The sequence below is a fragment of the Paraburkholderia sp. 40 genome, assembly GCF_050434105.1.
In the GTDB taxonomy this organism is placed as follows: domain Bacteria; phylum Pseudomonadota; class Gammaproteobacteria; order Burkholderiales; family Burkholderiaceae; genus Paraburkholderia; species Paraburkholderia tuberum.
Genome location: NZ_JBNPVY010000004.1, coordinates 3,743,176 through 3,757,395 on the forward strand (window position 1 = coordinate 3,743,176; position 14,220 = coordinate 3,757,395).

Genomic DNA, 14,220 nt, shown 5'->3' on the forward strand with positions numbered 1-14,220 from the left:
CCCGCCTGAAACACTTCGCCCCGACGCCCTGCACGTCCCTTAACGCACGCACCCGACTCGCACACACGCCATGACCGATCACACCATGCGCCTTGCCGGCCTCGAGCCGTTCAACGTCACGTCCGGGACGCTGTTCATCAACGTTGGCGAACGCACCAATGTGACCGGCTCGAAAGCGTTCGCGCGAATGATCCTGAACAATCAGTTCGACGAAGCATTGGCCGTCGCGCGCCACCAGGTCGAGAACGGCGCGCAGGTAATCGACATCAACATGGACGAGGCGATGCTCGATTCGAAAGCGGCAATGGTCCGCTTCATGAATCTGATCGCGTCGGAGCCGGACATCGCGCGCGTGCCGATCATGATCGACTCGTCGAAATGGGACGTGATCGAGGCGGGTCTCAAGTGCGTGCAGGGCAAGGCGATCGTCAACTCGATCTCGCTGAAGGAAGGCAAGGAAGCGTTCGTTCATCATGCGAAGCTGATTCGCCGCTATGGCGCGGCTGCGGTCGTGATGGCGTTCGACGAACAGGGCCAGGCCGATACGTTCCAGCGCAAGACCGGGATTTGCAAGCGTTCGTACGACGTGCTCGTCAACGAAGTCGGCTTTCCGCCCGAGGACATCATCTTCGATCCGAACATCTTTGCGATCGCGACCGGCATCGAGGAACACAACAACTATGCGGTCGACTTCATCGAGGCGACCCGCTGGATCAAGCAGAACCTGCCGTACGCGAAGGTGAGCGGCGGCGTGTCGAACGTGTCGTTCTCGTTCCGCGGCAACGATCCGGTGCGCGAGGCGATTCACACCGTGTTCCTCTATCACGCGATCCAGGCGGGGATGGACATGGGCATCGTCAACGCGGGCCAACTCGGCGTGTATGCCGAACTCGATCCCGAACTGCGCGAGCTCGTCGAAGACGTCGTGCTGAATCGCCGTCAAGACGGCACCGACCGCCTGCTCGAAATCGCCGACAAGTTCAAAAGCGGCGCCGCGAAGAAGGAAGAGAACCTCGAGTGGCGCAAGCAGCCGGTCGAGAAGCGTCTCGCGCATGCGCTCGTGAGCGGCATCACCACGTTCATCGTCGAAGACACCGAGGAAGTGCGCGCGAAGATCGCCGCTGCAGGCGGCCGTCCGATCAACGTGATCGAAGGTCCGCTGATGGACGGCATGAACATCGTCGGCGACCTGTTCGGCCAGGGCAAGATGTTCCTGCCGCAGGTCGTGAAGTCGGCGCGCGTAATGAAGCAGGCGGTCGCGCATCTGATCCCGTTCATCGAGGAAGAAAAGCGCCAGCTCGCGGCGGCCGGCGGCGACGTGCGCGCCAAGGGCAAGATCGTCATCGCGACCGTGAAGGGCGACGTGCACGACATCGGCAAGAACATCGTGTCGGTCGTGCTCCAGTGCAACAACTTCGAAGTGGTCAACATGGGCGTGATGGTCCCGTGCAGCGAGATCCTCGCGAAGGCGAAGGTCGAGGGCGCGGACATCATCGGGCTGTCGGGCCTGATTACGCCGAGTCTCGAAGAAATGGCCTACGTCGCATCGGAAATGCAGCGCGACGACTACTTCCGCGTCAAGAAGATTCCGCTCTTGATCGGCGGCGCGACGACCTCGCGTGTGCACACGGCGGTGAAGATCTCTCCGCACTACGACGGGCCGGTGGTCTACGTCCCGGACGCGTCGCGCTCGGTATCGGTCGCCTCGAGCCTGCTGTCCGACGAGGGCGCCGCGAAGTACATCGACGAACTGAACGCCGACTACAACCGCATCCGCGATCAGCATGCGAACAAAAAAGCACAGCCGATGGTCACGCTCGCGCAAGCGCGCGCCAATAAGACGAAGATCGACTGGGCAGGCTATCAGCCGGTCAAGCCGAAGTTCATCGGCCGGCGCGTGTTCAAGAACTTCGATCTGAACGAGCTCGCGAACTATATCGACTGGGGTCCGTTCTTCCAGACGTGGGATCTCGCCGGCCCATATCCGGCGATTCTCAATGACGAGATCGTCGGCGAATCGGCGCGGCGCGTGTTCTCCGACGGCAAGTCGATGCTCGCGCGCCTGATTCAGGGCCGCTGGCTGCAGGCCAACGGCGTGATCACGCTGTTGCCGGCCAACACGGTGAATGACGACGACATCGAAATCTACACGGACGAATCGCGCACCGAAGTCGCGCTGACGTGGCGCAATCTGCGTCAACAGAGCGTGCGGCCGGTGGTCGACGGGGTGATGCGACCGAACCGCTCGCTGGCCGACTTCATCGCGCCGAAGGACTCGGACGTCGCCGACTACATCGGCATGTTCGCGGTGACGGCGGGTCTTGGCGTCGACGTGAAGGAGAGGCAGTTCGAGAAGGATCTCGACGACTACAGCGCGATCATGCTGAAGGCGCTCGCGGACCGGCTCGCCGAAGCATTCGCCGAAGCGTTGCACGCGCGCGTGCGGCGCGACCTGTGGGGCTACGCGAACAGCGAAAACCTCTCCAGCGACGAACTGATCGCCGAAAAATACCGCGGCATCCGCCCGGCGCCAGGCTATCCGGCCTGCCCCGACCACCTCGTCAAGCGCGACATGTTCGACGTGCTGCGGGCGAACGAAATCAACATGAGCGTGACCGAATCGCTGGCGATGCTGCCGGCGGCGAGCGTGTCGGGCTTCTACCTCGCGCATCCGGACAGCACCTATTTCTCGGTCGGCAAGATCGGCGCGGACCAGCTCGACGACTACGCGCAGCGGATGTCGCTCACGAAAGCGGACGCCGCGCGCGCGTTGGCGCCGTTGCTTTGAGCGTGAAGCGATACATGGCCGGGCCGGGCCGTGCGGCCCGAGCCGCGCGTGCGCGACTATATCGAGTCCGAAAGACTGAATATTTGGCGCCACGGCAATTTCGGCTTTGTAGACTGAGTCGGCTTTCATCCCGTCAGGCGCGAGCACAACGCGCCGGCTCACCGAAATTGCAACCGTCAACGGAGAAAAATCGTATGAAGAAGCTGACACTGTTATTGACCGCTGTTTCGCTGGCCGCGGGCGCTTCCGTGGCGCTCGCACAACCCGCCGCGCCTGGCGGATCGAGCGCGGTCAGCTCCTACTCGCCCCCCACGGAGACGCATGTCAAAAAGGCGAAGAAGCAAAAGATGAAGAAAGGCGCGGCAGCGTCGGCGGCCCCCGCGAGCCAGTGAGCGGCGAGACGGACAAGCCCTCTGAATGACAAAGAGCCCGCGTCAAGCGGGCTCCTTTCTTTGAGTGCGCCCCAAAAGCGCTTATGAAGGCCTTCTGAGACCGGGCCGCGGCGCTCGGGACCCAGCAGAAATCAAAGCCCCCAGACGATATCCGCGTTTTCCTTCTGCGCCGCGCGCAGCATGTCGAGGAACGGATACGCGCGCTGCGCGAGACCGGGCGGAATCTCGTGACGATCGCGGCCGTCTTCGCCCTCGTGGAAATGGCCCTCGTGCTCGGCGCGCTCCTGCTTGTCGGAGGTGATCGCCGCTTCGAGCTTCTCGATGGCCGGGCCCAGTTCGTCGTGAGTAATGACGCCCCGCTGCCCAAGGCGTTTGCCGACAATGCCGACCAGATACTGCGCCAGATTCTCCAGCATCATCACGTCCGGGCAGGCGTGGCACTTGAAAGTAATCAGCATGACCGTTCCCTTTTTCGTTATGTCGGGTTAACGCATGAGCGTCCCAAGGGCGGCAACAGCGCGCGCCTGACGTGGCGCCGGCAAGGCGCGGCGGCCCCAGCCCCTCGTGGGCAACTCATTGAACATATTAGCACCTGCTAAAATCCGTCTGAACGGAAAAGCGCGCCGCCCAGCGCCACGTATGGCAAGGCTCGACGAGCATCGCGCACGTGTGCAAGCGGGGGCGTCGAACCATCGGCCGCAATCCGCATGCCGCGCGAGCCTGCGTGCCGGCGGGCCGCCGAGCGGAGTCCACCGCGTTGCGCTGCTTGCGTCTCGTCGCATCGCCTTGGGGGACAGTCTGCCGGCGGCGCAGCCATCGGCGCCGCAAAGCGCTGCCGCGTTCTACGCTTGCGACACCGGCCTCGGCCGGCGCCTCTTCCGCCTTACCGGATTGCCTCACTGGACTCGCAACAAGCATGCTGCCCGCACATAAACACACACTCGAAACACTGCTCGCCGAGACGGTGAAGCAGATCGCGACTGCCACCCAAGGCGCGACGGAAGCCGCCTTCGTCTCGCCCGCCATTGCGCTGGAGCGCCCGAAAGTCGCCGCGCACGGCGACGTCGCGTGCAACGTCGCGATGCAGCTCGCCAAGCCGCTGCGCGCCAATCCGCGCCAGCTCGCGCAACAGATCGTCGATGCGCTGCTCGTCAATCCGCAGGCCAAAGGCCTGATCGACACTGCCGAAGTGGCGGGCCCTGGCTTCATCAACCTGCGGCTCACGGCCGCAGCCAAGCAAGGCGTGATCGCCGCCGTGTTCGCCGAGAAGGACGCGTACGGCCGCTCAAGGCGCGACGCCGGCAAGCACGTGCTGATCGAGTTCGTGTCGGCCAACCCCACCGGCCCGCTGCACGTCGGCCACGGCCGCCAGGCCGCGCTCGGCGACGCGCTCGCGAACGTGCTCGCGTCGCAGGGCTGGGACGTGCACCGCGAGTTCTACTACAACGACGCCGGCGTGCAGATCCACACGCTCGCCCTGTCGACCCAGGCACGCGCACGCGGCCTCGCCCCCGGCGACGAAGGCTGGCCCGCGTCGGCCTATAACGGCGAGTACATCGCCGACATCGCGAAAGACTATCTGAACGGCATCACGGTCGAGGCGAGCGACGGCGAGCCCGTCACCGGCGCACGCGACGTCGAGGACCTCGAGGCGATCCGCCGCTTCGCGGTCACGTATCTGCGTCGCGAGCAGGACATGGACCTGCAGGCGTTCGGCGTGAAGTTCGACCAGTACTACCTGGAATCGTCGCTGTACACGGAAGGCCGCGTCGAGAAAACGGTCGACGCGCTGATCGCCGCTGGCAAGACCTACGAGCAGGAAGGTGCGCTGTGGCTGCGCACCACCGACGACGGCGACGACAAAGACCGCGTGATGCGCAAGACCGACGGCACCTACACGTACTTCGTGCCGGACGTCGCCTATCACGTCGCGAAGTGGGAGCGCGGCTTCACCAAGGTCATCAACGTGCAGGGCTCGGATCACCACGGCACGATCGCGCGTGTGCGCGCAGGTCTGCAGGGTCTCGGCATCGGCATTCCGAAGGGCTACCCCGACTACATCCTGCACAAGATGGTCACGGTCATGCGCAACGGCGAAGAAGTCAAGATCTCGAAGCGCGCGGGCAGCTACGTGACGGTGCGCGATCTGATCGAATGGTCGGGCGGCGCGACGCCGGGCTCGGAAGCGGCCGTCGATCTGATCGACGAGGAAACCATTCGCCGCGGCCGCGACGCGGTACGCTTTTTCCTGATCTCGCGCAAGGCGGACACCGAGTTCGTGTTCGACATCGACCTCGCGCTGAAGCAGAACGACGAGAATCCGGTGCACTACGTGCAGTATGCGCACGCGCGCATCTGCTCGGTGATCGCCGAGTGCAATGCGCGCTACGGCCTCGACGAGAACGCGCTCGCAAACGTGGATCTCGCGCCGCTGACAAGCGAGCGCTCGATGGCGCTGCTCAACAAGCTCGCCGAATTCCCGGACATGCTGCAGCACGCCGCCGACGAACTCGCGCCGCACGCGGTCGCCTTCTACCTGCGCGAACTCGCCGGCGAATTTCACTCGTTCTACAATGACCGTGCCGAGCGCGTGCTGGTCGACGATGCGGCCGAACGCAACGCTCGCGTCGCGCTGCTCGCGGCCACGCGCCAGGTGCTGGCCAACGGTCTCGCGACGATCGGCGTCTCCGCTCCCGTCAAGATGTAACTCCTCCAGCGTAATATGCGCGCGGCCGTCGTTATAATCGGCGGCCGTTCCTGGATTCTTTTTGCAGGTGATTCGTACGATGGCAAAACCACGCCGCACAACAAAGCAATCGAAGCAAACCGGGGGCACTTTTCTCGGCATCGTGCTGGGCCTGATCGTCGGCCTGGCGATCGCGGTAGTGGTGGCGCTGTATATCACCCGTGCACCTACGCCGTTCGTGTCGAAGGTCGCGCCGCCAGCGGCGACCGACAACGGTGCGAGCCAGGCGCAATACGATCCGAACCGTCCGCTGCAAGGCAAGACGCCGGGCCAGCCGGTGCCGCAGGCCGCGCAACCGGCTCCGCCGAACACCGCGCCGGGCCAGACCAACGCCCAGACCCAGTCGGGCATGCTCGAAGAACCGCAGATCGTCGAAGTGCCGCCGTCGGGCGGCAACGCGAATAACAACGGCACGGCCCGTCGCGCCAAATCCCGCGCAGGAGAACGGTACCGGCGGCATCGTCGCACCGGCGCCGGCGAAGAAACCGCAGACGTCGAGCGCGCCCGCCGCCACCGCGGCAGGCTCCGCGCCTAAGAGCACGAGCGCGACCACGGCGGCCAACGCCAAGCCGGGCTCGGCCGCCGCTCAGGCGCCGGGCGATGCGAACACCGGCTACTTCCTGCAGGTCGGCGCGTACAAGACCGCCGCCGATGCCGAACAGCAGCGCGCGCGCCTCGCGTTCCAGGGCTTCGAATCAAAGGTCACGCAGCGCGATGCCGGCGGCGTCACGTACTACCGCGTGCGCATCGGGCCGTTCTCGAAGTTCGAGGACATGAATTCGAGCCGTCAGCGTCTGTCGGACGCGGGTGTCGATACCGCGGTGATCCGCTTCGCCAAACAATAAATAAACGGTAATGCCGGCTCGCACGGCGCGTCGAACTATCGGCGCGGCGCGCGGGTCACAAGCACGATGGCCGCTTCGACCTGTATTGTGGCGGGCGGCCACACCGAATCCGACCAGCGGCGACGGGCCCTTAGCATGGCGTCGCCGCGCTACCGCCTTATCTGGGTCTACACAACATGAAAAAGCTGCTGAGCATCCTGTTTCTCTCGCTAGGCCTGATCGCGGCCAGCGCGCATGCGTCGCCGACCGCGCCGGTTGCCGGCAAAGACTACACCGTGCTGGCCTCGCCGCAACCGACCGACGTGCCGGCCGGCAAGATCGAAGTCACCGAATTCTTCTGGTACGGCTGCCCGCATTGCAATGAATTCGAGCCGTTCCTCGAAGCGTGGATCAAGAAGCAGGGCCCGGACGTCGTGTTCCGCCGCGTGCCGGTCGCCTTCCGCGACGACTTCATCCCGCACTCGAAGATGTACCACGCGCTCGATGCGCTCGGCGTCGCGAACGAACTGACGCCGAAGGTGTTCAACGAAATCCATGTCAACAAGAACTACCTGCTGACGCCGGAAGACCAGACCAAATTCCTCGCGAAGCTCGGCGTCGATCCGAAGAAGTACATGGAAGCGTACAACTCGTTCTCGACGCAAAGCGCGCTGCAGAAGGACAAGAAGCTGCTCGACGGCTACAAGATCGACGGCGTGCCGACGCTCGCCGTGCAGGGCAAGTATGAAACCGGCCCGGCCGCGACCGGCACCCTGCCGGGCACGGTCCAGGTGCTCGACTACCTCGTCTCGCAAGTCCGCGCCAAGAAGATGTAATCACGAGGCGCCGGTATGACCTCTCCGCTGAAGGTTTTCATTACCGGCGCTTCGAGCGGCATCGGCCTCGCGCTCGCCGGCGAATACGCACGGAGCGGCGCGATTCTCGGTCTCGTCGCCCGCCGCGGCGACTCGCTCGCCGCGTTCCAGCGGTCCCATCCCCAGAACACCGTCTTGATCTACGCGCTCGACGTGCGCGACGCGGAAGCGCTCGCCGATGCGGCCGCGCGCTTCATCGCCGCGCACGGCCTGCCGGACATCGTGATCGCCAACGCCGGCATCAGCCGCGGCGCGCTGACGGGTCACGCCGATCTGCGCACGTTCCGCAAGGTGATGGACATCAATTACTTCGGCATGGTCGCGACGTTCGAGCCATTTGCCGCCGCGATGGCCGCATCGAAGCGCGGCACGCTGGTCGGCATTGCGAGCGTCGCGGGCGTGCGCGGCTTGCCCGGGTCGGGCGCGTACAGCGCGTCGAAATCGGCGGCCCTGAAGTATCTCGAGGCGTTGCGCGTCGAGATGCGGCCGTTCGGCGTCGGGGTCGTCACGATCGCGCCCGGCTATATCCGCACGCCAATGACCGAGCACAATCCGTACAACATGCCGTTCCTGATGGACGCCGACCGTTTCGCGGCGAAGGTCGCGCGGGCGGTTGAACGGCAGACGTCGTTCGCGGTGTTTCCGTGGCAGATGCGTGTGGCCGCGATGCTGCTGCATGTGCTGCCGCGCTGGCTCTACGACCGCGTGTTCGAACGCGCGCCGCGCAAGCCGCGCGCCGCCACCGAGTAAGCCATGCAGTCCCGTGCGGTCGATGCAGCCGGCGTCGCGCACGAATCCGCGGGCACCGACGCGCGCATCGTGTCGCTGGTGCCGAGCCTCACCGAAACGCTGTTCGCGCTCGGCCTCGAGCGGCAGATCGTCGGGCGCACCGGCTTTTGCGTGTATCCGCGCGACAAGGTCCGGGCGGTGCCGAAGGTCGGCGGCACGAAGGCCGTCAAACTGGACGCGATCCGCGCGCTGCGCCCCACCCATCTGATCGTCAATGTCGACGAGAACGAACGCGACACCGTCGAGCAACTGCGCGCGTTCGTGCCGCACATCGTCGTCACCCATCCGCAGACGCCGCACGACAACCTCGCGCTGTTCGGGCTGCTCGGCGCGATCTTCGGGCGTAAAGAAGAAGCGCGGCGCTTGAGCAACTCGCTCCAAGCGCGTCTGCGCGAAGCCGGCGCTCACGCCTTCGCCGCGCAGAACGTGCTGTACCTGATCTGGCGCGAACCGTGGATGAGCGTCGCACGCGACACCTACATCGCCGCGATGCTGCGCCTCGTGAACTGGCATACGCTGCCCGACGTGCGCGGCGGCAGCGCGGGCGCCGCGCGTTACCCCACGCTCGACTTCGACGACGCGCCGTGGCTCGCGCAGGTCGACCGCGTGCTGCTGTCGAGCGAGCCGTACCGGTTCACGGCCGCGCATCGCGATGCGCTCGCGCGCGATCCGCGTCTCACCGGCAAGCGCATCGATCTGATCGATGGGGAAATGACGTCGTGGTACGGCGTGCGCGCAATAAGTGGCATCGGCTACCTGCTGCGTCAGGCCGCCGCAGCCTGAGGCGGCAGCATGGCCGCGCGCCGCCCCCATATGGATATGTCGATTAAATTGTTGTCGCCAAAATGGCCCTTCGATAAGCTTTCGCGAAGGCGCGCCGCCGGCCAGGCCTCGAAGGCCGGCCCCCAGGCCTCAGGCCGGGATCGCCCGCGGACCTGTACGACGGCGCCGGGAACGTATCACAATCGTGGCGACGCGCGCGCCGGGACCGCTGACCTGCCCGCTCACGCATCGCCGCCATAAACACAACCAGACGCACTGCCTGACTGCGCTCGTTACCGGAGATCCTATGCGCTTCAAACTGCTCGCAGCCGCCATCCTGTTCACTGCGCCCGCGCTCTTGCTCGCCAAACCGTTGACGGTCTGTACCGAATCGAGCCCCGACGGCTTCGACGTCGTGCAGTTCAATTCGCTCGTCACGACGAATGCATCGGCCGACGTGATCTTCAACTCGCTGGTGTCGTTCGACGAAGCCGCGAAGAAGGTCGTGCCCGCGCTCGCCGACAAGTGGGAAGTGAGCCCCGACGGCCTGACGTACACATTCCACCTGCGCCCCAACGTGCAGTTCCAAACCACCGACTACTTCAAGCCCACCCGCGCGCTGAATGCCGACGACGTGATCTTCACGTTCGACCGCATGCTCAACGACAGCAATCCGTGGCACAAGGTGGCGGGCGCGAGCGGCTTCCCGCACGCACAGTCGATGGGACTGCCGAAGCTGATCAAGTCGATTACCAAGGTCGACGACAACACGGTCAAGTTCGAACTGAACGAGCCGAACGCGACGTTCTTGTCGATCCTGACGATGGGCTTCGCCTCGATCTATTCCGCCGAGTACGCGGACCAGTTGCTGAAGGCCGGCCAGCAGGTCGACCTGAACGCGAAGCCGATCGGCACCGGGCCGTTCGTGCTGAAGAGCTATACGAAAGACGCGGTGATCCGCTACGACGTGAACCCGACCTACTGGGGACCGAAGCCGAAGATCGAGCGCCTGATCTACGCGATCACGCCGGACGCGACCGTGCGCGCGCAGAAGGTGAAGGCTGGCGAATGCCAGATCGCGCTGTCACCGAAGCCGCAGGATCTCGCCGACGCGAAGAACGACAAGTCGCTCGCGATCGTGCAGACGCCCGCGTTCATGACGGCCTTCGTCGCGCTGAACACGCAGCAGAAGCCACTTGAAAACCAGAAGGTGCGCGCCGCGCTGAACATGGCGTTCGACCGCACGACATATCTGAAGACCGTGTTCGACAACACCGCGACGCCGGCCGTGAACCCGTTTCCGCCGAATACGTGGAGCTACAACCACTCGATCAAGGGCTGGCCGTACGACCCGGCGAAGGCGAAGAAGCTGCTCGCCGACGCGGGCTATCCGAACGGTTTTGAAACGACGATCTGGGTGCGTCCGAATGGCAGCGTACTGAATCCGAATCCGAAGGCCGGTGCCGAACTGCTGCAGGCCGACTTCGCGAAGATCGGCGTGAAAGCGGAAGTCAAGGTGATTGAATGGGGCGAACTGATCAAGCAGGCGAAGCAAGGACAGCATGACTCGCTGTTCATGGGATGGGCCGGCGACAACGGCGATCCGGACAATTATCTGTCGCCGCTCTTCAGTTGCAACGCGGTGAAGTCGGGCATCAACTTCGCGCGGTTCTGCGATCAGGACCTCGACAAGCTGATCGCCGACGGCAGAGCGACGTCCGATATCGCCAGGCGCACAAAAGCGTATGAAGCCGCGCAGCAGATCATCCACGACGAAGCGCTGTGGATTCCGCTCGGCTATCCGACCGCTGCCGCGATCACGCGCACGAACGTGAGCGGGTATCACGTGAGTCCGTTTGGACGGCAGAATTTCGGGGCGGTGGTGGTGCAGTGATTTTGCACTGCGGTTAGCGCAGGCGGCCCTGCAAGAAAGCCCGGTTTTTGAACCGGGCTTTTTTATTCAACGCGCGAATTGGCTGGTTGCATCTGACACTGCGTAACCTTTTTTCGACGTGATCTCGGGCCTTCGCCCGCCAGACCGATTCCTAATGCAATTTTCCTCAGGCAAGAAGCTGATAATTGCTTGCAAAGTAGCCGCCCACACTTTGACAGAAGGAATGGTTATGGCAATGCAAGCTCCAACGAGGACAGGTTTTGAACGGTGGCAGGATGGCGTTAGCAAGGCTGTAAGCGATGCCAAATGGAATTCCTGGGACTGCGAGATCCAGATGGCAGTCCATGAGTACAACCGCCAACTTCGCGGCACTTCCGGGTACGTGCCCTTGGACTGGCAGCTTATCAAGGCGATGTTGTGGGTCGAAACAGGTGCCCACGATCCTCAGTGGAACGCCAAGCCGATGCAGATTGGGGTTGCAGGCGATCCTGGATTAGCATCGCTGCTTTCGGGCAAAGAAGGCGGCGATCTGATTCTGCTACCAGGCTGGAAAGGACAGCTGACAATTGCCTCAGTCAGAACGATACCGGCGTATAACATCCGTGCCGGGGTTGGCTACCTGCTCATGCGCATGGCAATTTTCGAGTACCGGAGCGTACTTGGCGCTGACCCCAAAGTTTATGAGATCGCTGTCAAGCCGGGCGATAGCTTGGACAGGATGGCAAGGGCTCAAGGCACCACGATCGAGATGTTGAGAAAGCTAAACCCGACGTCCACTGCTCTTCGCCCTGGACAAGTGTTGAAGTACCGAAAAGCTTCAGTTCAAAATGTGATTGCAAGCTGGCACCCCATCTCCACGACATTGATAGCACGGCGCTATAACGGAGGTCGTGACTCAAAATACGCCAGAAAACTTGACTACGCGTTGTCATTGGTGCGTAACGGGAAGGCAGCCCTATGCGCACAATAAACCTGATCTGTTTCGGTTTGACCACCTACCTGCCAACAATGGTCCTTGCGGCCTCAACTGCTCCCGTTGCAAGCGAACGGGCTCTGCGCGAGGAATGCAGCGCGTTCTCGCAAGCGGGAATGCGGGACTGTCTGGCAGAGAAAGCAGAGGCCAGTCAGAAGGCCCTCAAACGAGCCGAGGAGAAGATGGCTGGCACCCTCTCCAAATGGGATGAAGACAACAAGTACGTCAACCAGGCCAGGGCAAAACTCGTCGCATCAAACAGGAAATTCGCGGAGTACCGCAAGGCTCAATGCGAATTCGCAGCTTCACTAAGTGGTGGTGGGGCGGGCAATTCGCACGAATTGGGCCGTTTGGCTTGCATTTCCGAACTCAACAACCGGCGAGCCCAGCAACTCCGCGACGCTGCCTCTGACTTGCCGTTGAAGTAGTTCGCACGAAAGGACGCCTGGCATCGTTGCGCCGCTCAGTGCCTCCGCGTAGCGCGGACCTATTCGTCGTCGCTTCTATGCCCGCAGCCAACGGCCGAGATCACACCGCCGCAAACCGAATCACTCCATCCGCATCCTGCGTCCGCTTCAAATCCCCCGCTCGCCACAGCAGATGCAAATGCGCGAGCGCCTCACCCATCGCGAATGTCATCTGATGGATATCGAGCTGGCGCTTGAACATCAACGGCACGATATCGGCGGCGCTGCGCGGCTTTTCCGCACATGCTTCGCGCACTTCGGCGAGCCGCGCGTCGTGATGCTCGCGCAATTGACGAATGCGCGTGCGCGCCCCGCGAAACGGCTTGCCATGCGACGGCAGCACGAGCGTGTCCTCAGGCATCGTCTCGTAGCGGCCGAGCGACTCCAGATACAGTTCGAGCGGAGAACCCTCAGGCTCGATATCGAACACCGACACGTTGGTCGAAATGCGCGGCAGCACCATATCGCCGGAAATCAGCGTGCCGGTTTCCGCGCAGTGCAGCGCACAGTGTTCCGGCGAGTGGCCGAAGCCCGTCACCACGCGCCACGTCCTGCCGCCGATCCTGACATCCTCGGCTTCGCGCAAACGGCGGTATTGCCCCGGAATCGCCGGCACGAGGCTCGAGTAGTAGCTATTGCGATTGCGCAGTTTTTCGAGCGATTCGGCGTCCGTCAGACCGTGCCGCGCGAAGTGCCGCGCCGCGGCCTCGCCACCCGCGTTCGAGCCGTCGCCGGTTGCCATCACGCGCGCCTGCATGTATTCGCCGAGCGTCATCCACAGCCGCGCGTCCCAACGCTTTTTATCACCGCCGCCGCACACCCAGTGCGCGAGGCCGATGTGATCCGGATGGCAATGCGTGACGATCACGCGCAGCACCGGCAGGCCGTCGAGCACCCATTCGAACACGCTCTCCCAATTCGCCTTGATCGTGTCCGACGTGATGCCGCAATCGACCACGGTCCAGCCTTGCTGGCCGTCGATCTCATCGCGCAGCAGCCACAGGTTGATATGGTCGAGCGCGAATGGCAGCGGCATGCGCAGCCAAAGCACGCCGGGCGCGACTTCCATCGTGCGGCCCGCGTCGGGCATCGTGTCGTTGAAGGGGTATTCGAGCTGGTGTTCGAGTGCATTCATAGGGACTGTCTTCCTCCGACGACCCTCCGGCATGGCGAGGTGTGCGATGCCGGTCGGCCTGGTTGTGGTTGCTTTCCGCTCAGGTTGACGATAACGTAAACGTCGATTCTATCGTCCAATCCGGTTTTGTGCCCGGCCACACGGCCACGAGATGTCCCGATGAATACGCAATACACGATCACCGAGCTCGCGCGCGAATTCGACGTCACGCCACGCGCGATCCGTTTCTACGAAGATCAGGGTTTACTCTCGCCGCGCCGCGAGGGTTCGAGCGGCTTGCGGCGCGTCTATTCGGGCCGCGACCGCACGCGTCTGAAGCTCACGCTGCGCGGCAAGCGGCTTGGCTTTACGCTATCGGAGATTCGCGACCTGCTGGACGCCTACGAATCGCCGACCGACACCGTGCCGCAACTGCACGCGTTTCTCGCCACGGTCGCGCGTCATCGTGAGGTGCTCGAACGTCAGCGCGAAGATCTCGACGCGACGCTCGAAGATCTCTCGCAGTACGAAGCGCAGGCGCGCGCGCTGCTCGACGGCGCCAGGCATGACGCGAAGCCTGCCTGAATTGGCCTGAC

Annotated in this window: 11 protein-coding genes and 2 pseudogenes; 11 read left to right on the forward strand and 2 right to left on the reverse strand. The window is 63.6% G+C overall.

Going from position 1 to position 14,220, the window contains the following annotated elements; all coding sequences use genetic code 11:
* Positions 1 to 58: 58 nt before the first annotated feature.
* A pseudogene (gene metH, locus OKW28_RS39340) lies at positions 59 to 2,788 on the forward strand (methionine synthase); the annotation flags it as partial.
* Positions 2,789 to 2,982: 194 nt separating this feature from the next.
* Positions 2,983 to 3,180: an acid-shock protein gene (locus tag OKW28_RS39345; RefSeq protein ID WP_429453422.1), complete on the forward strand. Its 198-nt coding sequence runs from the start codon at positions 2,983 to 2,985 to the stop codon at positions 3,178 to 3,180.
* Between the two features lie 131 nt (positions 3,181 to 3,311).
* On the opposite strand, the gene OKW28_RS39350 is transcribed toward OKW28_RS39345, so the two are convergent.
* Entirely contained in the window at positions 3,312 to 3,638 is a 327-nt protein-coding gene (locus tag OKW28_RS39350; protein WP_018419249.1) for a DUF1840 domain-containing protein, read from the reverse strand.
* Between the two features lie 458 nt (positions 3,639 to 4,096).
* Here OKW28_RS39350 and argS point away from each other — a divergent pair, with 458 nt between their 5' ends.
* The 8 genes and pseudogenes from argS to OKW28_RS39390 all read left to right on the forward strand — a co-directional run bounded on the left by argS (position 4,097) and on the right by OKW28_RS39390 (position 12,471).
* Positions 4,097 to 5,887 (forward strand): arginine--tRNA ligase, encoded by a 1,791-nt coding sequence (gene argS, locus OKW28_RS39355; protein ID WP_429453424.1) that lies wholly within the window; start codon positions 4,097 to 4,099, stop codon positions 5,885 to 5,887.
* 79 nt (positions 5,888 to 5,966) lie between these two features.
* Positions 5,967 to 6,771 (forward strand): annotated as a pseudogene (locus OKW28_RS39360) (SPOR domain-containing protein).
* Positions 6,772 to 6,947: 176 nt separating this feature from the next.
* The gene (locus OKW28_RS39365) at positions 6,948 to 7,586 is read left to right on the forward strand and encodes a thiol:disulfide interchange protein DsbA/DsbL (RefSeq protein WP_429453425.1); all 639 of its coding nucleotides are present in this window, start codon (positions 6,948 to 6,950) and stop codon (positions 7,584 to 7,586) included.
* A gap of 15 nt (positions 7,587 to 7,601) precedes the next feature.
* Entirely contained in the window at positions 7,602 to 8,375 is a 774-nt protein-coding gene (locus tag OKW28_RS39370; RefSeq protein WP_429453427.1) for an SDR family oxidoreductase, read from the forward strand.
* A 3-nt stretch (positions 8,376 to 8,378) separates the two neighbouring features.
* Positions 8,379 to 9,197 (forward strand): helical backbone metal receptor, encoded by an 819-nt coding sequence (locus OKW28_RS39375; RefSeq protein WP_429453429.1) that lies wholly within the window; start codon positions 8,379 to 8,381, stop codon positions 9,195 to 9,197.
* A gap of 286 nt (positions 9,198 to 9,483) precedes the next feature.
* Positions 9,484 to 11,070 (forward strand): ABC transporter substrate-binding protein, encoded by a 1,587-nt coding sequence (locus OKW28_RS39380; protein ID WP_429453431.1) that lies wholly within the window; start codon positions 9,484 to 9,486, stop codon positions 11,068 to 11,070.
* Positions 11,071 to 11,299: 229 nt separating this feature from the next.
* Positions 11,300 to 12,040, forward strand: coding sequence for a LysM peptidoglycan-binding domain-containing protein (locus OKW28_RS39385; protein ID WP_429454606.1), 741 nt, complete (start codon positions 11,300 to 11,302; stop codon positions 12,038 to 12,040).
* Positions 12,028 to 12,471: a lysozyme inhibitor LprI family protein gene (locus OKW28_RS39390; protein ID WP_429453433.1), complete on the forward strand. Its 444-nt coding sequence runs from the start codon at positions 12,028 to 12,030 to the stop codon at positions 12,469 to 12,471. Before OKW28_RS39385 ends, OKW28_RS39390 begins: the two co-directional genes overlap by 13 nt.
* 100 nt (positions 12,472 to 12,571) lie before the next feature.
* Here OKW28_RS39390 and OKW28_RS39395 read toward each other — a convergent pair whose 3' ends face one another.
* On the reverse strand, positions 12,572 to 13,645 hold the full coding sequence (locus OKW28_RS39395; RefSeq protein ID WP_429453435.1) for an MBL fold metallo-hydrolase: 1,074 nt from the start codon (positions 13,643 to 13,645) through the stop codon (positions 12,572 to 12,574).
* 159 nt (positions 13,646 to 13,804) lie between these two features.
* Between OKW28_RS39395 and OKW28_RS39400 the strand changes: the two genes are divergently transcribed.
* Complete coding sequence (locus OKW28_RS39400; RefSeq protein WP_429453437.1) at positions 13,805 to 14,209, forward strand: MerR family transcriptional regulator; 405 nt, start codon at positions 13,805 to 13,807, stop codon at positions 14,207 to 14,209.
* Positions 14,210 to 14,220 lie beyond the last annotated feature (11 nt).